This window comes from uncultured Streptococcus sp., assembly GCF_963521255.1.
Lineage (GTDB): Bacteria > Bacillota > Bacilli > Lactobacillales > Streptococcaceae > Streptococcus.
In genome coordinates this window covers 113082-137730 of sequence record NZ_CAUQTU010000003.1, presented here as the reverse complement: position 1 = coordinate 137730, position 24649 = coordinate 113082, and the positions used below count along the sequence as shown (strand labels likewise).

19 protein-coding genes and 1 pseudogene are annotated in these 24649 nt (G+C 40.7%); all 20 read left to right on the top strand.

Translation table 11 applies throughout. From position 1 onward, the window contains the following. Nucleotides 1–11 precede the first annotated feature (11 nt). The 20 genes and pseudogenes from der (at nucleotide 12) to RWP09_RS03555 (ending at nucleotide 24638) form a co-directional block, all read left to right on the top strand. Nucleotides 12–1322, top strand: coding sequence for a ribosome biogenesis GTPase Der (der, locus tag RWP09_RS03650; RefSeq protein ID WP_314434170.1), 1311 nt, complete (start codon nucleotides 12–14; stop codon nucleotides 1320–1322). 83 nt (nucleotides 1323–1405) lie between these two features. Further along, nucleotides 1406–1741 carry a hypothetical protein gene (locus RWP09_RS03645; protein ID WP_314434169.1) on the top strand — a complete coding sequence of 112 codons (336 nt, stop codon included), beginning with the start codon at nucleotides 1406–1408 and terminating at the stop codon, nucleotides 1739–1741. Nucleotides 1742–1806: 65 nt separating this feature from the next. Next, nucleotides 1807–2154 carry a hypothetical protein gene (locus RWP09_RS03640; RefSeq protein WP_314434167.1) on the top strand — a complete coding sequence of 116 codons (348 nt, stop codon included), beginning with the start codon at nucleotides 1807–1809 and terminating at the stop codon, nucleotides 2152–2154. Nucleotides 2155–2187: 33 nt separating this feature from the next. Beyond that, nucleotides 2188–2475, top strand: a complete 288-nt coding sequence (locus RWP09_RS03635) for a hypothetical protein (protein ID WP_000940702.1) — start codon at nucleotides 2188–2190, stop codon at nucleotides 2473–2475. Nucleotides 2476–2620: 145 nt separating this feature from the next. After that, on the top strand, nucleotides 2621–5134 hold the full coding sequence (gene secA / locus RWP09_RS03630; protein WP_314434163.1) for a preprotein translocase subunit SecA: 2514 nt from the start codon (nucleotides 2621–2623) through the stop codon (nucleotides 5132–5134). Between the two features lie 80 nt (nucleotides 5135–5214). Then, nucleotides 5215–6246: a 3-deoxy-7-phosphoheptulonate synthase gene (locus tag RWP09_RS03625; protein WP_269793088.1), complete on the top strand. Its 1032-nt coding sequence runs from the start codon at nucleotides 5215–5217 to the stop codon at nucleotides 6244–6246. A gap of 1 nt (nucleotide 6247) precedes the next feature. Next, nucleotides 6248–7279: a 3-deoxy-7-phosphoheptulonate synthase gene (locus RWP09_RS03620; RefSeq protein ID WP_124787214.1), complete on the top strand. Its 1032-nt coding sequence runs from the start codon at nucleotides 6248–6250 to the stop codon at nucleotides 7277–7279. Nucleotides 7280–7323: 44 nt separating this feature from the next. Then, a complete protein-coding gene (gene acpS, locus RWP09_RS03615; protein ID WP_314434291.1) occupies nucleotides 7324–7686 on the top strand; it encodes a holo-ACP synthase in 363 nt (120 codons plus the stop codon). Beyond that, nucleotides 7676–8779 carry an alanine racemase gene (gene alr / locus RWP09_RS03610; RefSeq protein WP_314434157.1) on the top strand — a complete coding sequence of 368 codons (1104 nt, stop codon included), beginning with the start codon at nucleotides 7676–7678 and terminating at the stop codon, nucleotides 8777–8779. Before acpS ends, alr begins: the two co-directional genes overlap by 11 nt. A gap of 18 nt (nucleotides 8780–8797) precedes the next feature. Beyond that, complete coding sequence (gene recG / locus RWP09_RS03605) at nucleotides 8798–10813, top strand: ATP-dependent DNA helicase RecG (protein WP_314434155.1); 2016 nt, start codon at nucleotides 8798–8800, stop codon at nucleotides 10811–10813. A gap of 27 nt (nucleotides 10814–10840) precedes the next feature. Then, on the top strand, nucleotides 10841–10987 hold the full coding sequence (locus RWP09_RS03600; protein WP_314434153.1) for a hypothetical protein: 147 nt from the start codon (nucleotides 10841–10843) through the stop codon (nucleotides 10985–10987). Between the two features lie 297 nt (nucleotides 10988–11284). Beyond that, complete coding sequence (locus RWP09_RS03595) at nucleotides 11285–12265, top strand: acetylxylan esterase (protein ID WP_314434151.1); 981 nt, start codon at nucleotides 11285–11287, stop codon at nucleotides 12263–12265. A gap of 458 nt (nucleotides 12266–12723) precedes the next feature. Next, nucleotides 12724–18714 carry an SIALI-17 repeat-containing surface protein gene (locus RWP09_RS03590; protein ID WP_314434149.1) on the top strand — a complete coding sequence of 1997 codons (5991 nt, stop codon included), beginning with the start codon at nucleotides 12724–12726 and terminating at the stop codon, nucleotides 18712–18714. Nucleotides 18715–18817: 103 nt separating this feature from the next. After that, a pseudogene (locus tag RWP09_RS03585) lies at nucleotides 18818–19162 on the top strand (Gfo/Idh/MocA family oxidoreductase); the annotation flags it as partial. A gap of 172 nt (nucleotides 19163–19334) precedes the next feature. Beyond that, complete coding sequence (locus RWP09_RS03580) at nucleotides 19335–20033, top strand: N-acetylmannosamine-6-phosphate 2-epimerase (RefSeq protein ID WP_001135675.1); 699 nt, start codon at nucleotides 19335–19337, stop codon at nucleotides 20031–20033. 109 nt (nucleotides 20034–20142) lie between these two features. Next, complete coding sequence (locus RWP09_RS03575) at nucleotides 20143–21471, top strand: ABC transporter substrate-binding protein (RefSeq protein ID WP_314434145.1); 1329 nt, start codon at nucleotides 20143–20145, stop codon at nucleotides 21469–21471. 156 nt (nucleotides 21472–21627) lie between these two features. Then, the gene (locus RWP09_RS03570) at nucleotides 21628–22494 is read left to right on the top strand and encodes a carbohydrate ABC transporter permease (RefSeq protein ID WP_161970153.1); all 867 of its coding nucleotides are present in this window, start codon (nucleotides 21628–21630) and stop codon (nucleotides 22492–22494) included. Between the two features lie 15 nt (nucleotides 22495–22509). Further along, nucleotides 22510–23349 (top strand): carbohydrate ABC transporter permease, encoded by an 840-nt coding sequence (locus tag RWP09_RS03565; protein WP_001192010.1) that lies wholly within the window; start codon nucleotides 22510–22512, stop codon nucleotides 23347–23349. Between the two features lie 172 nt (nucleotides 23350–23521). Next, complete coding sequence (locus RWP09_RS03560) at nucleotides 23522–23974, top strand: YhcH/YjgK/YiaL family protein (RefSeq protein ID WP_314434143.1); 453 nt, start codon at nucleotides 23522–23524, stop codon at nucleotides 23972–23974. Nucleotides 23975–23993: 19 nt separating this feature from the next. Beyond that, nucleotides 23994–24638 carry a YesL family protein gene (locus tag RWP09_RS03555; RefSeq protein ID WP_000057475.1) on the top strand — a complete coding sequence of 215 codons (645 nt, stop codon included), beginning with the start codon at nucleotides 23994–23996 and terminating at the stop codon, nucleotides 24636–24638. Nucleotides 24639–24649 lie beyond the last annotated feature (11 nt).

Here is a 24649-nt window from a genome sequence, read left to right as displayed (position 1 = left end):
AGTGAGAAATTATGGCCCTACCAACTATTGCCATTGTAGGACGTCCCAATGTTGGGAAATCAACCCTATTTAATCGGATCGCTGGTGAGCGAATCTCCATTGTAGAAGATGTCGAAGGAGTGACACGTGACCGTATCTATGCGACGAGTGAGTGGCTCAATCGCTCTTTTAGCATGATTGATACAGGAGGAATCGATGATGTCGATGCTCCTTTCATGGAACAAATCAAGCACCAGGCAGAAATTGCCATGGAAGAAGCAGATGTTATCGTCTTTGTTGTGTCCGGTAAGGAAGGAATTACCGATGCAGACGAATACGTAGCTCGTAAGCTTTATAAGACCCACAAACCAGTTATCCTCGCAGTCAACAAGGTGGACAACCCTGAGATGCGAAATGATATCTATGATTTCTATGCCCTCGGTTTGGGTGAACCACTGCCTATCTCATCTGTCCATGGTATCGGTACAGGGGACGTGCTAGATGCTATTGTAGAAAATCTTCCAAATGAATATGAAGAAGAAAATCCAGATGTGATTAAGTTTAGTCTGATTGGTCGTCCAAACGTTGGAAAATCAAGCTTGATCAATGCTATCTTGGGAGAAGACCGTGTCATTGCCAGTCCTGTTGCTGGAACAACTCGTGACGCCATTGATACCCACTTTACAGATACAGATGGCCAAGAGTTTACCATGATTGATACGGCTGGTATGCGTAAGTCTGGTAAGGTTTATGAAAATACTGAGAAATACTCTGTCATGCGTGCCATGCGTGCTATTGACCGTTCAGATGTGGTCTTAATGGTCATCAATGCGGAAGAGGGTATTCGTGAATACGATAAGCGTATCGCTGGATTTGCCCATGAAGCTGGTAAAGGGATGATTATCGTGGTCAATAAGTGGGATACGCTTGAAAAAGATAACCATACCATGAAAAACTGGGAAGAAGATATCCGTGAGCAGTTCCAATACCTGCCTTACGCACCGATTATCTTTGTATCCGCTTTGACCAAGCAACGTCTCCACAAACTGCCTGAGATGATTAAGCAAATCAGCGAAAGTCAAAACACACGTATCCCATCAGCTGTCTTGAACGATGTTATTATGGATGCTATTGCCATCAACCCAACACCGACAGACAAAGGAAAACGCCTTAAGATTTTCTATGCGACCCAAGTGGCAACCAAACCACCAACCTTTGTCATCTTTGTCAATGAAGAAGAACTTATGCACTTTTCTTACCTACGTTTCTTGGAAAATCAAATCCGCAAGGCCTTTGTCTTTGAAGGAACACCGATTCATCTCATCGCAAGAAAACGCAAATAAAAAAGTAGAATCTGGAATGACATTTCCAGATTTTTTTGATAGAATGAAGTTGAAGGAAACGCTATCAAAAAGAGGTGCCGCTGATGGAACATTTGTTTAAATTCTTACTTTTAGCACCGTACTTTTATTTTGATAACTGGATTGAAAAGGCCAACAGAAATAGTAAATTTTTCCCAATTTTTTACTATTTTTACTGGTTTTACATCCCCCTCTATGCTCTTTTTAGCCTTGCTTGGACAGTTATTTCAGTTCTGTTTTTCAATATCGTCTTGAGAAATGTGACAGATATCAAGTTATGGGGCATTTGGTTTCTTTTTATTCTGCTAGCTATTGGTCTGAATAGGTCAACTTATTTCTGTTTCAAAAAAATGCTTCGCTTGAGACGAGAACTAGGGAAGTCTAAATGTGGAAGGCATTGATTTATATTGGTAATAACATTTAATAGAACGAAACTAAAGAAAAAAATTTTAAAGAGGAGGTGTCGATGATGAAACTGTCCTTTAATTGGTTTCATTTGATACTCTTATTTCCTTGTTTTTATTTTTTCTATTGGATAGACAATGCTGACAGAAACAGTAAAATTTTCCCAATCATCTACTATTTTTACTGGATTTATATTTCCCTTTTAGCTCTGCTTAGCATGGATATGACAATTTTTTCATTCTTATTTTTACCTTTTGTTCTAAATCATGTATCAGATGCTAGTGATTGGGGTGTTTGGTTTCTTTTGATAATCTTATCTCTAGGTAGTGACTGGTTAGACTATATCTTTTTCAAAAAAATGTTTTGCCTGAGACGAGAGTTAGGGAAGTCTAAAGGCGGCAAGCATTGATTTATATCGGTTTTTATTTATAGGAGGTAGCTTATGGCACATCTAAAATCATTTATTACACGCTATTCTAAGGTCTATATTGGTTTAGTTCTGTTGATCTGGATTGCTTTCTTCTTTGTTCCTTGGGATAAACCAGTTCTGGGAATATCTATCAATCTCTTAATCATGCAGAAAGTTTTACTAGTTTTTGGAATTCTGTCGATTTTGATGGCCTTGCTGTCCAAGAAAGTCAGTCTCTTTGTTTTTGGACTTATCTGTTGTCTTTCTTTTTGGATTAACCTATTTATCCTATTTGCCATTTTGCCAATTTTTGGCAATTAAAGCATCATAAAAGTCAGAGAGGTTAGCTTGGAAACTAGCCTCTTTTTCCTTTTCAAAATGGGGATTCTTCCTTGAAAATAATCAGTAATTGTGCTAAAATTAAAAGAACATTCTAAAATATTCGGAATTTAAAGTAAGGAAAAACATGGCTAATATTTTAAAAACAATTATCGAAAATGATAAAGGAGAAATCCGTCGTCTGGAAAAGATGGCTGACAAGGTTTTCAAATACGAAGACCAAATAGCTGCTTTGACTGACGACCAACTAAAAGCAAAAACAGTTGAATTTAAAGAACGTTATCAAAATGGAGAATCACTGGATTCGTTGCTTTATGAAGCATTTGCGGTTGTCCGTGAGGGTGCCAAACGTGTTCTAGGTCTCTTCCCATATAAGGTTCAGGTCATGGGAGGAATCGTTCTTCACCATGGTGACGTACCAGAGATGCGTACAGGGGAAGGGAAAACCTTGACTGCGACCATGCCAGTATACCTCAATGCCCTTTCAGGTAAAGGGGTTCACGTAGTTACGGTCAATGAATACCTGTCAGAACGTGACGCGACTGAGATGGGAGAATTGTACTCATGGCTTGGTTTGTCAGTAGGAATTAACTTGGCCGCCAAATCTCCAATGGAGAAAAAAGAAGCCTATGAGTGTGATATTACATACTCAACTAACTCAGAAATCGGATTTGACTACCTTCGTGATAACATGGTCGTTCGCGCTGAAAACATGGTACAACGTCCGCTTAACTATGCCTTGGTCGATGAGGTTGACTCAATCTTGATTGACGAGGCCCGTACACCTTTGATCGTATCAGGTGCTAATGCGGTTGAAACCAGTCAGCTCTACCACATGGCAGACCACTATGTAAAATCGTTGGACAAAGACGACTACATCATCGATGTGCAGTCTAAGACTATTGGTTTGTCTGATTCAGGGATTGACAAGGCTGAAAGCTACTTCAAGCTTGAAAACCTCTATGACATCGAAAACGTAGCTTTGACTCACTTTATCGATAACGCCCTTCGTGCTAACTACATCATGCTTCTCGATATTGACTATGTGGTGAGCGAAGAGCAAGAAATCTTGATCGTTGACCAATTTACAGGTCGTACCATGGAAGGTCGTCGTTATTCTGATGGCTTGCACCAAGCTATTGAAGCCAAAGAAGGTGTGCCAATTCAGGATGAAACCAAGACATCTGCTTCAATCACTTACCAAAACCTCTTCCGTATGTACAAGAAATTGTCTGGTATGACAGGTACAGGTAAGACTGAGGAAGAAGAATTCCGTGAAATTTACAACATTCGTGTTATTCCAATCCCAACCAACCGTCCTGTTCAACGTATTGACCACTCAGACCTTCTTTATGCAAGTATTGAAGCTAAGTTTAAGGCGGTTGTCGAAGACGTTAAGGCTCGTTACCAAAAAGGTCAGCCTGTCTTGGTTGGTACAGTAGCGGTTGAAACCAGTGACTACATTTCTAAGAAATTAGTCGCAGCTGGTGTTCCTCACGAAGTCTTGAATGCTAAGAACCACTATAAAGAAGCCCAAATCATCATGAATGCTGGTCAACGTGGAGCTGTTACCATCGCAACCAATATGGCCGGTCGTGGTACCGACATCAAGCTTGGTGAAGGGGTTCGCGAATTGGGAGGACTTTGTGTTATTGGTACAGAACGTCATGAAAGCCGTCGTATCGATAACCAGCTTCGTGGGCGTTCAGGTCGTCAAGGAGACCCAGGTGAGTCACAATTCTACCTATCTCTTGAAGATGACTTGATGAAACGTTTTGGTTCTGAACGCTTGAAGGGAATCTTTGAACGCTTGAATATGTCTGAAGAGGCGATTGAGTCTCGTATGTTGACGCGTCAGGTTGAAGCAGCGCAAAAACGTGTCGAAGGAAATAACTACGATACCCGTAAACAAGTCCTTCAATACGATGATGTCATGCGTGAACAACGTGAGATTATCTATGCTCAACGTTACGATGTCATCACTGCAGACCGTGACTTGGCACCTGAAATTCAGGCTATGATCAAACGCACGATTGAACGTGTCGTTGATGGTCATGCGCGTGCCAAACAAGATGAAAAACTTGAAGCGATTTTGAACTTTGCTAAGTACAACTTGCTACCAGAAGATTCAATTACGATGGACGACTTGTCAGGCTTGTCTGATAAGGCTATCAAGGAAGAGCTCTTCCAACGTGCCTTGAAGGTTTACGATAGTCAGGTTTCAAAACTACGCGATGAAGAAGCAGTTAAAGAATTCCAAAAAGTTTTGATTCTACGAGTGGTAGATAACAAGTGGACAGATCATATCGATGCACTTGATCAATTGCGTAACGCGGTTGGACTTCGTGGCTATGCTCAGAACAACCCTGTTGTTGAGTATCAAGCAGAAGGTTTCCGTATGTTTAATGATATGATTGGTTCGATTGAGTTTGATGTGACACGTTTGATGATGAAAGCACAAATTCATGAACAAGAAAGACCACAAGCAGAACACCATATCAGTACAACAGCGACTCGCAATATCGCTGCCCACCAAGCAAATATGCCCGAAGATTTGGATTTGAGCCAGATTGGACGGAATGAACTTTGCCCATGTGGTTCTGGTAAGAAGTTTAAAAACTGTCACGGAAAAAGACAATAAAATGAGATAGTTTAGAGGCGGATACCTTGTGAAAAGTAAATTTTTACTTGGTATCCGTTTGCTTTATAAGGAGATGAGTTATGGTATTTACAGCAAAAAGTCCTAAAATTAATATTGAAGAAGTTCGTGCCTTATCAAAATTGGAAGGCCAAGCTTTGGAGAGAAAATCACAGCGCGATCAAGAGCTAGAAGCCATTATACGTGGAGAAGACCAACGGATTCTCTTGGTAATCGGGCCATGCTCATCTGACAATGAAGAAGCTGTCCTTGAATACGCTAAGCGTTTAGCAGTTTTGCAAGAAGAAGTCGCAGACCGTATCTTTATGGTTATGCGTGTTTATACTGCCAAACCTCGTACCAACGGAGATGGCTATAAGGGATTGATTCACCAGCCTAATGCGACAGAAGCACCTAGTCTCATCAACGGAATCAAAGCCGTGCGCCATCTTCACTATCGTGTCATCACGGAAACAGGTATGACGACAGCTGACGAAATGCTTTATCCTGAAAATCTTCCGCTTGTGGATGATTTGATTTCTTACATGGCAGTTGGTGCCCGTTCGGTTGAAGACCAGCAACACCGCTTTGTAGCAAGTGGAGCAGATTTTGCGACTGGTTTTAAAAATCCAACCTCTGGAAATCTCAATGTCATGTTTAATGGGATTTATGCTGCTCAAAACAAACAGAGTTTCCTTTTCCTAGGAAAAGAAGTGGAAACAACTGGGAACCCGCTTTCGCACGCTATTCTTCGTGGAGCGACCAATGAGTATGGTAAGAATATTCCCAACTACTACTATGATAATTTGATGGATACCATTGCCCAGTATGAGAAAATGGGTTTGGAAAATCCTTTTATCATTGTAGACACCAATCATGACAACTCTGGTAAGCAATACATGGACCAGATTCGAATTGTCCGCCAGACCTTGATTAACCGTGATTGGAATGAAAAAATCAAGCAGTATGTTCGTGGCTTTATGATTGAGTCTTATCTAGAAGACGGCCGTCAAAACGAACCAGAAGTATTTGGCAAGTCGATCACAGACCCTTGCCTGGGCTGGGAAAATACAGAAGCCCTTGTCAGAGAAATCTACCAAACGCTAGGAGAATAGTATGGCATTTATTGAAAAAGGTCAAGAAATCGATATTGAAGCAATCAAGGCAGAAACCCAATTGTCTGCGGAAGCCTTGCGACTAAAGGAGCGTCGTGATAGAGAATTGGCAGACATCATTTCAGGAGAAGATGACCGTATCCTTTTGGTGATTGGTCCTTGCTCTTCTGACAATGAAGAGGCTGTCTTGGAATATGCCCGCCGTTTATCTGCCTTGCAAAAGAAGGTGGCGGACAAGATTTTCATGGTTATGCGTGTTTATACAGCTAAACCTCGTACCAACGGAGACGGCTATAAAGGCTTGGTACACCAGCCAGATACTTCTAAGGCTCCAAGTTTAATTAATGGCTTGCAGGCTGTGCGCCAGTTGCACTACCGCGTGATTACAGAGACTGGTTTGACAACGGCAGATGAGATGCTTTATCCGTCAAATTTGGTCTTGGTAGATGATTTGGTCAGCTACCATGCTGTTGGGGCTCGTTCTGTAGAAGACCAAGAGCACCGCTTTGTGGCTTCAGGAATTGATGCACCAGTAGGGATGAAAAATCCAACCTCAGGAAATCTTGGAGTCATGTTTAACGGTATCTATGCTGCTCAAAACAAACAAACCTTCCTCTTTCATGGCCAAGAAGTTGAGACTTCAGGAAATCCCTTGGCCCATGTCATCCTTCGTGGTGCAGTTAATGAATATGGGAAAAACGAGCCTAACTTTTACTATGAAACTTTGCTAAATGCCATTGAACGCTATGAAGCCCTGGGACTTGAAAATCCCTTTATCCTCATTGATACCAACCATGATAACTCAGGCAAGCAATATATGGAGCAGATTCGAGTGGTTCGTAAGACCTTGCAAAATCGTGATTGGAATGAGAAGATTAAAAAGATAGTTCGAGGCTTTATGATTGAATCTTACCTAGCAGATGGTCGTCAAAATCAACCAGAGGTCTTTGGTTGTTCCATTACCGATCCTTGCCTAGGTTGGGAGAACACAGAGGCTTTGGTAGAAGAGATTTATGCTACCTTGACAAAATAAGTGAAAAGGATGGAGTTGGGGAATCTCAACTCCTTTTGATGAGAATGATAGTTGGACACGGAATTGACATCGAAGAATTGGCTTCGATAGAAAGCGCAGTTACACGACATGAAGGCTTTGCCAAGCGCGTTCTGACCGCTAAGGAAATGGAGCGCTTCACCAGTCTCAAAGGGCGCAGGCAAATAGAATATTTAGCTGGTCGCTGGTCGGCTAAGGAGGCCTTTTCCAAGGCTATGGGAACGGGTATTGGAAAAATCGGTTTTCAGGATTTGGAAGTCTTGAATAATGAACGCGGGGCGCCTTATTTTAGTCAGGCACCATTTTTAGGAAAGATTTGGCTGTCTATCAGCCATACCGATCAGTTTGTGACAGCCAGTGTCATTTTGGAGGAAAATCATGAAAGCTAGTCCACATAGACCAACCAAGGCTCTAATTCATCTGGGAGCTATTCGACAAAATATTCAGCAAATGGGGGCTCATATCCCTCAAGGAACGCTCAAGTGGGCTGTGGTCAAGGCCAATGCTTATGGGCATGGAGCTGTTGCCGTTGCCAAGGCGATTCAAGATGATGTTGATGGCTTTTGCGTTTCCAATATTGATGAAGCCATTGAACTCAGACAAGCTGGACTCAGCAAGAAAATCCTTATTTTAGGAGTTTCTGAAATCGAAGTTGTTGCTCTTGCTAAAGAATATGACATCACCTTGACAGTGGCTGGGCTGGAGTGGATTCAAGCACTCTTAGTTAAGGAAGCTGATTTAGCTGGTTTGACAGTCCACCTCAAGATTGATTCAGGAATGGGACGGATTGGTTTTCGAGAGGCTAGTGAAGCTGAGCAGGCTCAAGACTTGCTCAGACAACATGGTGCTCGTGTTGAAGGGATTTTTACCCACTTTGCTACTGCAGATGAAGCATCAGATACTTATTTTAATGCCCAGTTGGAACGGTTTAAAACCATTTTGGCCAGTATGAAAGGTCTTCCAAACTTGGTTCATGCTAGCAATTCTGCAACGACTCTTTGGCATGCAGAGACTATTTTCAATGCGGTTCGTATGGGAGATGCCATGTATGGCCTCAATCCTAGTGGAGAGGTTTTGGCTTTGCCTTATGACCTGACACCAGCCTTGACCTTGGAGTCCGCTCTAGTCCATGTCAAGACAGTTCCAGCTGGAGCTTGCATGGGCTACGGAGCCACCTATCAAGCGGATAGCGAGCAAGTCATCGCGACCGTGCCGATCGGCTATGCGGATGGTTGGACACGAGACATGCAGAATTTTTCTGTCTTGGTAGATGGCCAAGCTTGCCCAATCGTTGGACGAGTATCTATGGACCAAATCACCATTCGTCTGCCTAAGCTTTATCCCTTAGGAACAAAGGTAACCTTAATTGGTTCCAACGGAGGCAAGGAGATCACAGCTACTCAGGTAGCGACCTACCGTGGGACTATTAACTATGAGGTGGTTTGTCTTCTCAGCGACCGCATTCCGAGAGAATATTATTAAAAAAGAAAGGAGTGGAGCATGAATCTACATCAACCCTTGCATGTCTTACCTGGTGTGGGACCAAAATCAGCAGAAAAATACGCCAAACTAGGAATTGAAAATTTGCAAGACCTCTTGCTCTACTTTCCTTTCCGTTATGAAGATTTCAAGACCAAGCAGGTGCTGGAACTGGAAGACGGTGAAAAGGCGGTTCTTTCTGGTCAAGTTGTGACTCCTGCCAGTGTCCAGTATTATGGTTTCAAGCGCAATCGCCTGCGTTTTAGCCTCAAGCAGGGAGAAGTCGTTTTTGCGGTGAATTTTTTTAACCAGCCCTATCTAGCTGATAAGATAGAGTTGGGAGCAACTCTTGCCGTCTTTGGAAAATGGGATCGTGCCAAGGCTAGTCTGACTGGAATGAAGGTCCTGGCTCAGGTGGAAGATGACCTCCAGCCTGTCTATCGCTTGGCTCAGGGAATCAGTCAGGCCAGTCTGGTCAAGGTTATCAAGACAGCCTTTGATCAGGGACTAGACCTCTTGATAGAAGAAAATCTTCCCCAGTCCTTGCTGGACAAATACAAACTCATGTCCCGTTGTCAGGCAGTCCGAGCTATGCATTTCCCCAAGGATTTGGCAGAATACAAGCAGGCCCTTCGCCGTATCAAGTTTGAGGAACTCTTTTATTTCCAAATGCAATTGCAGACCCTCAAGTCTGAAAATAGAGTTCAGGGAAGCGGTTTGGTTCTGAATTGGTCTCAGGAAAAAGTGACGGCTGTTAAAGAAAGTCTGCCTTTTGCCCTGACCCCAGCTCAGGAAAAGAGTTTGCAGGAAATTTTAACTGACATGAAGTCGGATCACCACATGAATCGTCTCCTACAAGGGGATGTGGGGAGCGGAAAAACGGTAGTCGCTGGCTTGGCCATGTTTGCGGCGGTGACAGCAGGTTATCAGGCAGCCCTCATGGTGCCAACAGAAATCCTTGCAGAGCAACACTTTGAGAGTTTACAGAACCTTTTTCCAGACTTGAAACTGGCTCTCTTGACAGGTTCCTTGAAAGCTGCAGAAAAAAGAGAAGTCTTGGAGACTATTGCTAAGGGTGAGGCTGATTTGATTATCGGAACTCATGCCCTGATTCAGGATGGGGTGAATTATGCTCGCCTTGGCTTAATTATCATCGATGAGCAGCACCGTTTTGGTGTGGGGCAAAGGCGTATTCTAAGGGAAAAAGGGGACAATCCTGACGTTCTCATGATGACGGCGACGCCCATTCCACGGACGCTGGCCATCACAGCCTTTGGCGATATGGATGTTTCCATTATCGACCAGATGCCTGCAGGTCGGAAACCCATTGTGACACGCTGGATCAAACATGAGCAACTACCTCAGGTCTTGACTTGGTTAGAGGGGGAAATTCAAAAAGGTTCTCAAGCCTATGTCATCTCTCCTCTGATAGAAGAATCAGAAGCTCTGGACTTAAAAAATGCCATTGCCTTATCAGAGGAATTGACGGCTCATTTTGCAGGCAAGGCAGAGGTAGCTCTTTTACATGGTAAGATGAAGAGTGATGAAAAAGATCAGATTATGCAGGATTTCAAGGAGAGAAAGACGGATATTCTGGTTTCGACGACAGTTATTGAGGTTGGGGTCAATGTTCCCAATGCGACAGTTATGATTATCATGGATGCGGATCGGTTCGGTCTCAGCCAACTTCACCAGCTCAGAGGTCGTGTCGGTAGGGGGGACAAGCAGTCCTATGCTGTTCTCGTTGCCAATCCTAAGACGGATTCTGGGAAAGACCGCATGCGCATCATGACAGAAACCATCAATGGATTTGTCCTTGCGGAGGAAGACTTGAAAATGCGTGGTTCTGGTGAGATTTTTGGAACCAGACAGTCAGGTCTTCCAGAGTTCCAAGTAGCTGATATTATCGAAGATTTTCCGATTTTAGAAGAAGCCAGAAAGGTTGCTAGCTACATTAGTTCTATTGAAGGCTGGCAAGAGGATCCAGAATGGCGCATGATTGCCCTTCATCTGGAAAAGAAAGAACATCTAGATTAAGCTTTCTCTAAGGAAATCTTATACTCAATGAAAATCAAAGAGCAAACTAGGAAGCTAGCCACAGGCTGCTCAAAACAGTGTTTTGAGGTTGTGGATAGAACTGACGAAGTCAGTAACCATACCTACGGTAAGGCGACGCTGACGTGGTTTGAAGAGATTTTCGAAGAGTATTAAGCTAGCTTTCAGGTTTGGCCCTTATACTAGAGTCATCAAAAAGAAACGAGGACTCTCACATGACAGTAACGATTAAAGTAAATTACTAAACCACTTTCCAAAAGAAAGAAGTAATAAAATAAGATTGAACAGGAGAAAAAGAGCGGAAATGCTCTTTTTTATTTTTGAAACTACTTTCAGTTCATCATCCCAAAAATAAAGAATCTAAAATCTCTTTCTATTTACCCTTCTTTCTTGCATTGATTACACAGATATGCTACAGTTGTGATAGCGATTACAAAATAAAAGGAGCATGCTATGAAAAATCCAGCTTTGTTAGAAGAAATCAAGACTTATAGAGGACGGGATGAGGTTCCAGAAGACTTTGATGCTTTCTGGGATGAGGAAGTGAAAAAGGTTTCCAATCTTCCAGCCTATCAGTTGGAGGAAAGAGATTTTCACATTCCTCAAGTAAAATGCTATGAATTAACCTTTGAAGGAACCAATGAAGGTAAGGTCTATGCGCGTGTCGTTCTTCCAAAGAGTGAGGGTAAAGTTCCAATAATTTTCCATTTCCATGGTTATATGGGGCGTGGCTGGGACTGGGCCGACATGCTGGCCTTCACCGTAGCTGGTTACGGTGTTGTTTCCATGGACGTTCGAGGCCAGTCGGGCTATTCACAAGACGGCTTGCGTTCTCCTTTAGGAAATACAGTTAAAGGACATATCATCCGTGGGGCTGTGGAAGGTCGGGAGCATCTCTTTTATAAGGATGTTTATCTAGATATTTACCAGTTGATCGAAATTGTTGCCAATCTGCCTCAGGTAGATGAGAAGCGTCTTTCTAGCTATGGTGCCTCGCAAGGAGGGGCTTTAGCTTTGGTTGCAGCAGCACTCAATCCTCGAATTCAGAAAACAGTTGCCATTTATCCTTTCTTGTCAGACTTCAGACGAGTTCTTGAGATTGGCAATACCAGTGAGGCCTATGACGAACTGTTCCGTTATTTCAAGTTTCACGATCCCTTCCATGAAACTGAGGAGGAGATCATGGTGACCCTGGCCTATATCGATGTGAAAAATCTTGCCCATCGTATCAAGGGTGAGGTTAAGATGATTACGGGCTTGGACGATGATGTTTGCTATCCTATTACCCAGTTTGCGATTTACAATCGTCTGACCTGCGACAAGGCCTATCGTATCATGCCAGAGTATGCTCATGAAGCCATGAATGTCTTTGTCAATGACCAAGTCTACAACTGGCTTTGTGGTAGTGAGATTCCTTTTAAGTATATAAAATAATGAATGAGAGAGCCTATTAGCTTTCTGATATACTCCTCTTATAGCAGACAGTGAACAACAAAATTCACTAGAAACTATAGGAGGAGTTTTCACTTATTTACAAATTATTGTTTATTATATGGCTAGAATTGTATGGGAAGTTCTTAATAGTTATTCAACTCAAATCTCTCTATAAGCAAGAACATATATCAAATTATATATATCTATATCTCGAAATGCCATTCTTTTTATGTTTCAAAATAATTTGATAAATAAAATTCATATCCAATAATTGCAAGCGATTACAGATCATGTTATACTGTAAGAGTAAGTCTAAAACTTAAAGAAATAATATATATTAAAAACAGATTATATATTGAGAGTCGTGTAGTAGGAAGGAGGATGAAGCTACAGGACTTATTAAGTTGCTTGGAATTAACATGCACAAATTAACTTTGAAAGTTAAAGTGAGGTAATATATGTTTATACGTTTAAAAGGTTTAGGAAAATTCCGTAAATCCAAAGCTTATGGTTTGGTTGGTTGCTTGACATTATCCGCAGTGCTTGGTTTAGCTGCACCAGAGTTACCAGTTATTGGCGGTGGAGTTGTTTATGCTGATGTTATTCAGGGTGGCAACGATATAAAAGATGTGGAAGTTCATAGCGATGCTGCTAATGGTGTAGCGATGACTTATACCACCTATGATAGTGGTAATAGTGGTCAACAAACAGCATCAGGTAGCGGAGTATTTGTTGCACCAAATGTGATGGTGACTGTTGCTCATAACTACTACGATAAAAAAACTGAAGATGGCTCTGCGGTTTTACGTGGCGGTGATTCTGCTAAAAGTTATATCGTGATGAATTCAGATACGGAGAAAATAAATAAAGTTCCTACGTCAGGTAGTACTGAAGCTGTAGCTAAAGAGTCTATTCATGCATATAATGAAAAGGATTTTGGAAAGTCTTACGGTAATGACTTGGCAGTTGTTGTAACTAAGAAAACTGTCGAAGCAATGACCAATGGAGAGGATTCACCAAGAGAGCTAAGTAAGACTGAGGTAGCTACAGGTGATTCGATTCGAATGGTTGGCTATCCCAACGATTTTTCAACCTCTAATCTAAGTGAAGAAAACAGAAATCGACTAAAAGATGGAAAACCTTATGAAGTTGAAGGGAAAGTAAGTACTCTTAATAAAGAAAATGGTGCTGTTACTTACCATACGTCTGCTTTAGGTGGTTTTTCAGGTGCTCCTTTATTTAATGATAAAGGAGAAGTAGTTGGTATCCATCAACACGGAACGAATACTGCTAGTGAAGTAGAAGCAAATCGTATCGGTGGTGGTACTATCTTTACGGAAAAGCATAAAGAGTGGATTCGTTCTATGGTGGATAGATATGCAATCACGGGTTGGTACCTAGATGGAACGGTTCGCTACTATTATGACGAAAATCATAAAGCTCTAAAGAATGTTGAAAAAGAAATTGATGGTGCGCGCTATCGTTTCAATGATAGAGGTCAAGCAACCTTATTAAGTGGAGTTGAAAAAGGTCGAGTTCTTCTTCGTATGGAAGATGTGAAGGGCAATCGCTTGATTGCAGATAAGGTGGTGCAAACAGGAGAAGTTGACTCACCAATCGTATTTAATTTACGACAAGATTCAGACTTTAATCGAGTAGTAGGTGATTCTCCGAATGCTAAGATAGTGTCTTATAATAATCTTCCTATCAACAAGTTAGTTACGGATACTAGTTGGTCTGGTGATTATGTAAGTAAAGTAGCTCTAGGAAATACAGTCATTAAAGCTGTGTTAGATTCAGTATCTCCAAAAACTGATTTTGCTCGTACAGAGGTTGGGAAAGTTGATTTAAGTGGAACTGCGAATTTACCAAAAACAAGTGAGACAGTAAAAAATGCTCCAAATGGTAAACAAAACTTCCAAGCCACTACACATATCTTAACACCTGATGGAACAGGTTCGGCAACCCTAATTGCCCCTAATTTGTTATTAACTGTAGCACATAACTTTTTAACAGTTAATGGTTCTAAGGTTGTTACAAAATCAGGAAAAGAGAATACAGTTTACAAAGTTACGTTACCAAATGGAACTTCTATCAATTTTTCTGATGAAGAGATTGCTTATTGGAACAAAGCAGAGTCTGTTTTTGGCTTTAAAAATGACTTAGCTCTCGTTCGATTAAAAGAAGCAGTAAAAGGAGTAACTCCTGTAGAAGTCGTGAAGCAATCTGCAAAAGTTGCAGAAGGAAGTACAGTTTCGGTTTATGGTTTCCCAGATAACAAGCTAAGTCCAGTTTTAGATAGTAAAGTAGTAGGAACTACTGATTTTGGTTCTGGTATAGAGGGGATTAGCTATGGAGGTACGAAACCTGGAGCATCTGGTGGTGGACTATACAATGATAAAGGTGTTCTAATCGGCGTTCATCAAAATGGAGTGGTTGATAATCGTAGTGGTGGTTTAGTTTTATCAAAAGAACAATTAGATTGGGTTCGTTCCTATATTGAAGGTCAACCAAAAGCCCCAGTTTATGTGAAAGATAAAGAAGTAGCATCACCTAAACAGGATTTGGATAAGGAACTAGCTGAAAAGTTGGCTTCAGCAACTGACAATGGAGTTGAAATTAACAAGGAAAGCTTGAAAGAAGAGAAACCTACTAACCAAGGAGGAAATTCTGAAAATGTTCCAGCAGAGCCCAATGCAGGAAGAGGAGACAAAACAGAGAATCTTCCAGAAGAAACTGAAAGTGCAGATAACGTTGTGCTTCCTCCGCGTGATTACTTTGCTAGAGACTTGAAGAATGTTAAAACTGTATTTGAAAAAGAAGACCTTGCTACGAATGCTGAAAATGGGCAAAGGGTTGACTTGGCAGAAGCCTTAGATAAGTTGAAACATCTTCAAAATGCGACTATTCATATGGAGTTTAAACCTGATGGTAACGCTCCGCAATTCTATAATCTTTTCTCTGTATCAAGTGATAAGAAAAGAGACGAATATTTCAGTATGTCTGTTAATAAAGGTACTGCAATGGTAGAAGCTCGCGGAACGGATGGAAGTCAATTTTACGGAAGTTACTCAGATGCACCACTTAAAGTAAAACCGGGTCAATGGAATTCGGTTACTTTCACAGTGGAAAGACCAAAAGCAGACCAACCAAATGGACAAGTTCGTCTATATGTAAATGGTGTATTATCTAGAACGAATACGAAATCTGGTCGTTTTATTCAAGATATGCCAGATGTTAATAAGGTTCAGATTGGAGCTACTAAAAGAGCGAACCAAACAATGTGGGGATCAAATCTTCAGGTTCGTAATCTGACTGTATATAATCGTGCCTTGACGCCTGAAGAAGTTAAAACACGTAGTCAGTTGTTTGAGCGGGCAGATTTAGTTAAAACATTACCTGAAGGTGCTCAAGTTACTGATAAAAAAGATATTTTTGAAAGTGGAGTCAATGGAAAGGTCAATAAAGAGGGAATCAAGAGTTATCGAATCCCAGCTTTGCTGAAAACGGATAAGGGAACCTTGCTTGCTGCTGGAGATGAACGTCGTTTACATCATCTTGACTATGGTGATATCGGTATGGTAGTCCGCCGCAGTCAAGATAACGGACAGACTTGGGGAGAAAAAATTACAATTTCTAACCTTCGTGACAATCCAGAAGCCAAGGATGCAGCTGCACCATCGCCCCTTAATATTGATATGGTTTTGGTTCAAGATCCAACAACCAAACGAATTTTTTCAGTTTATGATATGTTCCCAGAAGGGCGAGCAGTTTTTGGTATGCCAGATCACCCAGAAAAGGCTTATGAACAGATAGGAGATAAAACCTATCAGATCCTCTACAAGCAAGGCGAGACAGAACATTATACTCTAAGAGAGAATGGGGACATTTTCAATTCACAAAACCAAAAAACAAACTATCGAGTTGTAGTAAATCCGACAGAGGCTGGATATAGAGATAAAGGAAATCTATATAAAGATAAAGAACTGGTTGGAAATATCTACTTTAAGTCAAGTGATAAAAATCCATTTAGAGTAGCCAATACTAGCTATTTGTGGATGTCTTATAGTGATGATGATGGACAGACTTGGTCTGCACCGAAAGATATTACACCAGGTATTCGTCAAGATTGGATGAAATTCCTTGGAACAGGTCCTGGAACGGGTATTGTATTACGTACAGGTGAGCATAAGGGGCGTATATTAGTGCCTGCCTACACCACAAACAATATTTCGCATTTAGGTGGCTCTCAATCTTCTCGTTTGATTTACTCAGATGATCATGGAGTAACTTGGCATGCTGGAGAAGCACCGAATGATAATCGACCTGTAGGAAATGGAGTTATTCATTCATCTACGATGAATAATGGTGGTGCACAAAATACAGAATCAACTGTTCTCCAATTAAATAATGGCGATGTCAAACTCTTCATGCGTGGTTTAACTGGAGATCTTCAGGTTGCTACTAGTAAAGATGGTGGAGTTACTTGGGAGAAAACAATCAAACGTTATCCAGAAGTGAAAGATGTCTACGTTCAAATGTCAGCTATTCATACGATGCATGATGGAAAAGAGTATGTTCTTCTTAGCAATGCTGCTGGACCAGGACGTGAACGAAAAGATGGTTTGGTTCATTTGGCACGTGTTGAAAAGAATGGCGAGTTGACTTGGTTGAAACATAATCTGATTCAAGGTGGGGAATTTGCTTATAATTCACTGCAAGAATTGGGGAACGGTGAGTATGGTTTGTTATACGAACACAGGGAAAATGGTCAAAACTACTATACCTTATCGTATAAAAAATTCAATTGGGATTTTGTGAGCAAAGATTTTCTTTCCCCAACAGAAGCAAGGGTAAACCAAATCATTGAAATGAGGAAAGGTGTTATTGGTCTTGAGTTTGATTCAGAAGTTTTGGTAAACCAAGCCCCTACTTTGCGATTAGCGAATGGAAGTACAGCCGTCTTTATGACTCAGTATGATTCAAAAACCCTTTTATTTGCAGCAAATAAGAAAGATGTCGGTCAGGAAATTACCGGTATAGCTGACGGTGGTATTGAAAGTATACACAATTTGACAGTCAACCTTGCTGGAGCAGGAATTCCTGGCGGAATAAATGCTGTGGAGAGTGCAACTTATGATATCAAAGATTATACAGGTGACTTGGGTACATCTGGTGAGGAAGTAACACCGACAGTAGAAACATCTGACTTCACAGGCGGAGTAAATGGCGCGTCTCTTGTTACAGAAATTCCGGAATACAAAGGTGCTCTATCAACAGTAGGTGAAGAATCAGCCCCAAAAGTAGAGAACTCTGACTTCACAGGCGGCGTAAAAGGCGAGTCTCTTGTTACAGAACTTCCAGAATATGAAGGTCTTGTATCAACAGTAGGTGAAGAACCAGCACCAATAGTGGAGAACTCTGACTTCACAGGCGGAGTAAAAGGCGCGTCTCTTGTTACAGAACTTCCAGAATACAAAGGTGTTCTATCTACAGTAGGTGAAGAGGTAGCACCAAGAGTAGAGAACTCTGACTTCACAGGCGGAGTAAATGGTGCGTCTCTTGTTACAGAACTTCCAGAATATAAAGGTGTTCTATCTACAGTAGGTGAAGAATCAGCACCAATAGTAGAGCACCCTGAGTTTAGAGGTGGAGTTAACTCAGTACTGGCTCTTCTTGAGGAAAAAGAGGATTATCGGGGAGGAGTAAATGCAGTAGTTAGTGCAGTTCATGATATAGAAGATTATACAGGATTATTAGCTGCAGCAGGCGATTCAGTAGTGAAATCCATTGATAAGCAAGTAGAGAATAGAGAAGGTGCAAATGAAGCAAACTCTAATCAAGTTATCCCAGCTCTAACTAGTTCACAACGTATTTTCAAAAATGAAGCAGGAAGTGTTCAAGTTCAAGCTTCAGATGAAGTTTTGAAAAATGTTAAAACTGTACAAATAGAGGAAGTAAAAGTTAGCGGTTTCGATTCATTAAACTATAAAGCATTTGATATCAAATTGAAGGATGCAAATGGTAGATATGTTCAACCTGAAGGAAAAGTCCTTGTTACTTTTGCTACAGATCAGTCTGTTGAAAATGTTTATTATGTGGATCCAGAAGGAAATCTCCATCCTCTTGAATTCACGCAAGAAAATGGAAAGATTATTTTTGAGACCAACCACTTTAGTATTTATGCTATGACTTTCCGACTTTCTGTCAATAATCTAGCACTTGATAATCCTACAAAAGATAAAAAAGAGGAGGAGATTTCACCTTCACCTAAATTGTTATCTACAAATGGAAACTCAGGATCCAACCAATCAGAGAATAAAGTAAGTAACAATGAACAAACTATGTTACCAAATACAGGTGAGTCTACTTCATCACTAACAATCTTATTTGGTTTCGTAGGAGTGTTCCTTGGAGCACTGATTTCTTATAAGCGAAAAGACAGTTAATTTTGTTTATCGTGTCTGTTTGAATTTTTATGTTCATATAAAATAAACCAGTCTAGAATCCTAAAAATTATCTAGGATTTTAGGCTGGTTTTTAGGATTCTTTTACAACTGTAAAGGAACTCTTAAGCTAGATGGACAAGAAAGTTATTTCTTGATTCATGAATCGCAAGAAGAAGATGATGATCGTACTCGTATCTATCATAGTACAGAAATGGATGGGGCAATTGCTTATGGTAAACCAGGTAAACGTACTCCATTATGGTTGTCATCAGTTATTGATAAAGAAATGCGCTATCTGCATGAGATTATGCAAGGAGCTCCAGTATCAGAAGAATTTGCCAAACTATTGACAGGTGAGGCCGCTCTAGAAGCAATTGCTACTGCAGATGCTTGTACCCAGTCTATGTTTGAAGATCGCAAAGTGAAGCTATCTGAGATAGTAAAATAAATATCGGTATTCTCTTATAATAAGTCAAGCACCCCTTTGAAAGTACTTTTAAAGGGGGTGTTTGACTTGCTTTCTTTTTAAAACTGCAATCTATCATAGAACAACCTATTGAAAGCGCTTTAAAAATAGTATATAATTGTCTCATAAGAAAAAAGGAAAAGGAGGAAAAAGGATGCCACAGATTACTAAAGAAGCCTTGATTGCACAAATCAAAGATGGAATCATTGTTTCTTGTCAGGCCCTTCCTCACGAACCGCTTTATACAGAAGCGGGAGGAGTCATCCCCTTGCTGGTCAAAGCGGCTGAGCAAGGTGGAGCAGTCGGTATCCGAGCAAACAGTGTTCGTGATATCAAAGAAATAAAGGAGGTTACAAAACTTCCGATTATCGGGATTATCAAACGAGATTATCCACCTCAAGAACCCTTCATCACTGCTACTATGAAAGAAGTTGATGAACTAGCAGAACTAGATATTGAAGTGATTGCTCTAGACTGTACTAAACGCGAACGCTACGATGGTTTAGAGATTCAGGAGTTTATTCGTCAGGTCAAAGAAAAATATCCTAACCAGCTCTTGATGGCTGACACAAGTACCTTCGAAGAAGGGCTAGCAGCTGTAGAAGCAGGAATTGACTTCGTTGGAACAACCTTATCAGGCTACACATCTTACAGTCCAAAGGTAGACGGTCCAGATTTTGAACTAATCAAAAAACTCTGTGATGCGGGTGTAGATGTCATCGCTGAAGGGAAAATTCATACACCAGAACAAGCCAAACAAATCCTAGGATATGGAGTGCGAGGTATTGTTGTTGGTGGCGCTATTACTAGACCAAAAGAGATTACGGAACGCTTTGTTGCTGGTCTCAAATAACACAATCTAAAAACAGAGGAGAGTGGTGGAATAGCTGAAAAATGAAATCGCATACATTTATAAATCACTCGTTGTCAATTTGGAAACATTTATTAAAAGGAGAATACAAATGAAATTTAGAAAACTAGCTTGTACAGTACTTGCAGGTGCTGCAATTCTTGGTCTTGCTGCTTGTGGAAATTCTGGCGGAAGTAAAGATGCTGGAAAATCTGGTGGAGATAGCGGAAAAACAGAAATCACTTGGTGGGCATTCCCAGTCTTCACTCAAGAAAAAACTGGTGACGGTGTTGGAACTTATGAAAAATCTATTATCGAAGCCTTTGAAAAAGCAAACCCAGATGTAAAAGTGAAATTGGAAACCATCGACTTTAAGTCAGGTCCAGAAAAGATCACTACAGCTATCGAAGCAGGTACAGCTCCTGACGTCCTATTTGACGCACCAGGACGTATCATCCAATATGGTAAAAATGGTAAATTGGCTGACTTGAATGACCTCTTCACAGATGACTTTGTTAAAGACGTCAACAATGAAAATATTGTAAAAGCAAGTAAAGCTGGCGATAAAGCTTATATGTATCCAATCAGTTCAGCACCATTCTACATGGCTATGAACAAGAAAATGTTGGAAGAAGCTGGAGTTGCGAATCTTGTAAAAGAAGGCTGGACAACAGACGACTTTGAAAAAGTATTGAAAGCACTCAAAGCTAAAGGCTATACACCAGGTTCATTATTCAGTTCAGGTCAAGGGGGAGACCAAGGAACACGTGCCTTTGTAGCAAACCTTTACGGAGCTTCTGTAACAGATAAAGATGTTACTAAGTATACAACTGATGATCCTAAATTCGTTAAAGGTCTTGAAAAAGCAGCTAGCTGGATTAAAGATGGTTTGTTGAACAATGGTTCACAATTTGATGGTGGTGCAGACATCCAAAACTTTGCTAACGGTCAAACATCTTACACAATCCTTTGGGCACCAGCTCAAAATGGTATCCAAGGTAAACTCTTGGAAGCAAGTAAAGTAGAAGTAGTAGAAGTACCATTCCCATCTGATTCTGGTAAACCAGCTCTTGAGTACCTTGTAAATGGATTTGCAGTATTCAACAACAAGGACGACAAGAAAGTTGCTGCTTCTAAGAAATTTGTTCAATTCATCGCAGATGATAAAGAATGGGGTCCAAAAGATGTTGTTCGTACAGGAGCATTCCCAGTTCGTACATCATTTGGTAAACTCTATGATGACAAACGTATGGAAACAATCGGTGCTTGGACTAAGTACTATTCTCCATACTACAATACAATTGATGGTTTTGCAGAAATGAGAACTCTATGGTTCCCAATGTTGCAATCAGTTTCAAATGGCGATCAAAAACCAGCTGATGCATTGAAGGCATTTACTGAAAAAGCAAACGAAACTATCAAAAAAGCTACTAAACAATAAACCCTAAACTAGATTTTGTAGCCCCTTTTCCCTTTGCACGCTTGTGTAAGAAAAGGGGGCTTTTATTTAAAAGGTAAATCATCATTCTCTTAGGAAATTATCAATAAAAAAGAAAAGGAAAGAGAGGTGCCGATAGTGAAAGTTAATAAAATTCGTATGAGAGAAACTATTATTTCTTATGCTTTCCTAGCGCCAGTTTTATTCTTCTTCATTGTCTTCGTTTTAGTACCAATGATTATGGGCTTTATCACAAGTTTCTTTAACTACTCTATGACTAGTTTTGAATTTGTGGGCTTAGATAACTATATCCGTATGTTTAAAGATCCTGTCTTTACAAAATCTCTGATTAACACCGTTATTTTGGTTGTTGGATCTGTACCGATTGTTGTTCTCTTTTCGCTCTTTGTGGCGTCGCAAACCTACCATCAAAATGCTATTGCCAGATCCTTCTACCGTTTTGTCTTTTTCCTTCCTGTCGTAACAGGTAGTGTTGCCGTAACGGTTGTATGGAAATGGATCTATGACCCACTATCAGGTATCTTGAACTTTGTGCTTAAATCAAGCCATATTATTACTCAAAATATTTCATGGCTGGGAGACAAACACTGGGCATTGCTGGCAATTATGATTATCCTCTTGACAACTTCAGTTGGTCAACCAATCATCCTCTACATAGCTGCTATGGGGAATATTGACAATTCACTGGTTGAAGCGGCTCGTGTAGACGGTGCAACTGAATTTCAAGTTTTTTGGAAGATTAAATGGCCAAGCCTTCTTCCAACAACTCTTTATATCGCAATCATCACAACAATCAACTCATTCCAAGTTTTCGCCTTGATTCAGCTTTTGACATCTGGTGGGCCAAACTACTCAACAAGTACCTTGATGTACTACCTGTACGAAAAAGCCTTCCAATTGACAGAATATGGTTATGCCAACACAATTGGTGTCTTCTTGGCAGTCATGATTGCTATCGTAAGCTTTGTTCAATTTAAAGCACTCGGAAACGACGTAGAATACTAAAGAAAGGAGACAGCTATGCAATCTACAGAAAAAAAACCATTAACAGCCTTTACTGTTATTTCAACAATCATTTTGCTCTTGTTGACTGTGCTGTTCATCTTTCCATTCTACTGGATTTTGACAGGGGCATTCAAATCACAACCTGATACAATCGTTATTCCTCCTCAGTGGTTCCCTAAAATGCCAACCATGGAAAACTTCCAACAGCTCATGGTACAAAACCCTGCTATGCAATGGATGTGGAACTCAGTATTTATCTCATTGGTAACTATGTTCTTAGTCTGTGCGACTTCATCTCTAGCAGGTTATGTATTGGCTAAAAAACGTTTCTATGGTCAACGCATTCTATTTGCTATCTTTATCGCTGCTATGGCGCTTCCAAAACAAGTTGTCCTTGTACCATTGGTACGTATCGTCAACTTCATGGGAATTCATGACACTCTTTGGGCAGTTATCTTGCCTTTGATTGGATGGCCGTTTGGTGTCTTCCTCATGAAACAATTCAGTGAAAATATCCCTACAGAGTTGCTTGAATCAGCTAAAATTGATGGTTGTGGTGAGATTCGTACCTTCTGGAGCGTAGCCTTCCCGATTGTGAAACCAGGATTTGCAGCCCTTGCAATCTTCACCTTCATCAATACCTGGAACGACTACTTCATGCAGTTGGTTATGTTGACTTCACGTCAAAACTTGACCATCTCACTTGGGGTTGCGACCATGCAGGCCGAAATGGCAACCAACTATGGTTTGATTATGGCAGGTGCAGCTCTTGCAGCCGTGCCAATCGTAACAGTCTTCTTAGTCTTCCAAAAATCCTTCACACAAGGTATTACTATGGGAGCGGTCAAAGGTTAAGAAAAGTAAACTAGTGTGTCAAGATTGCGGAAGTGGTCTTGGCATGCTATGGAAATATAGATGTTATAAGTGTCTACAAAATGTTGGGTATTTGCTTACCTTAGAGATTTTGTCAGACACTTATAAACTTAATTTACGATTTTAGTTAACTATCAGAAACGAAGGAAACAGTATGATTTTTGACGATTTGAAAAATATTACCTTTTACAAAGGGATTCATCCCAATCTAGACAAGGCCATTGACTATCTCTACCAACACCGTAAAGATTCATTTGAACTAGGAAAGTATGAGATTGATGGAGATAAAGTCTTTCTAGTTGTTCAAGAAAATGTCCTCAATCAAGCTGAAAATGACCAGTTTGAACATCATCAGAACTATGCAGACTTGCATTTGCTGGTAGAAGGACATGAATATTCGAGTTACGGTTCACGTATCAAAGATGAAGCAGTAGCATTCGACGAAGCGAGTGACATTGGCTTTGTGCATTGTCATGAACATTACCCACTCTTGTTGGGTTATCACAATTTTGCGATTTTCTTCCCAGGAGAATCACATCAGCCAAATGGCTACGCAGGGATGGAAAAGAAGGTTCGCAAATATCTCTTTAAAATTTTGATTGATTAAAAAATCAGGAGGAGCAAACATGGCACAAAAAGGAGTAAGCCTTATCAAGGCAGCATTTGATACAGATAACTTTCTCATGCGTTTTAGTGAGAAGGTCTTGGATATCGTGACAGCCAATCTTCTTTTTGTCGTCTCTTGTTTGCCCATCGTGACGATTGGAGTGGCTAAAATTAGTCTCTACGAGACTATGTTTGAGATTAAGAAGAGCAGACGTGTGCCTGTCTTTAAAATCTATCTAAGAGCTTTCAAGCAAAATCTGAAGCTAGGTCTTCAGTTAGGTCTGCTTGAGTTGGGTATCATCTTATTAAGCCTTCTAGACCTCTATCTCTTCTGGGGGCAGACAGCTATGCCTTTCCAAATGGTAAAAGCTATTTGTCTAGGCGTTCTTATCTTCCTCACTATCGTGATGTTGGCTAGCTATCCCATAGCTGCGCGATATGATTTGACTTGGAAAGAAGTGCTACAAAAAGGACTTATCTTGGCAAGTTTTAACTTTCCTTGGTTCTTCCTCATGTTAGTTATTCTCTTTCTCATTGTGATGGTTCTTTATCTGTCCGCCTTCAGTTTACTTTTAGGTGGCTCAGCCTTCCTGCTTTTTGGGTTTGGGCTCTTGGTATTTCTACAGACTGGATTGATGGAGAAAATTTTCGCAAAATACCAATAGGATGGCTTGTT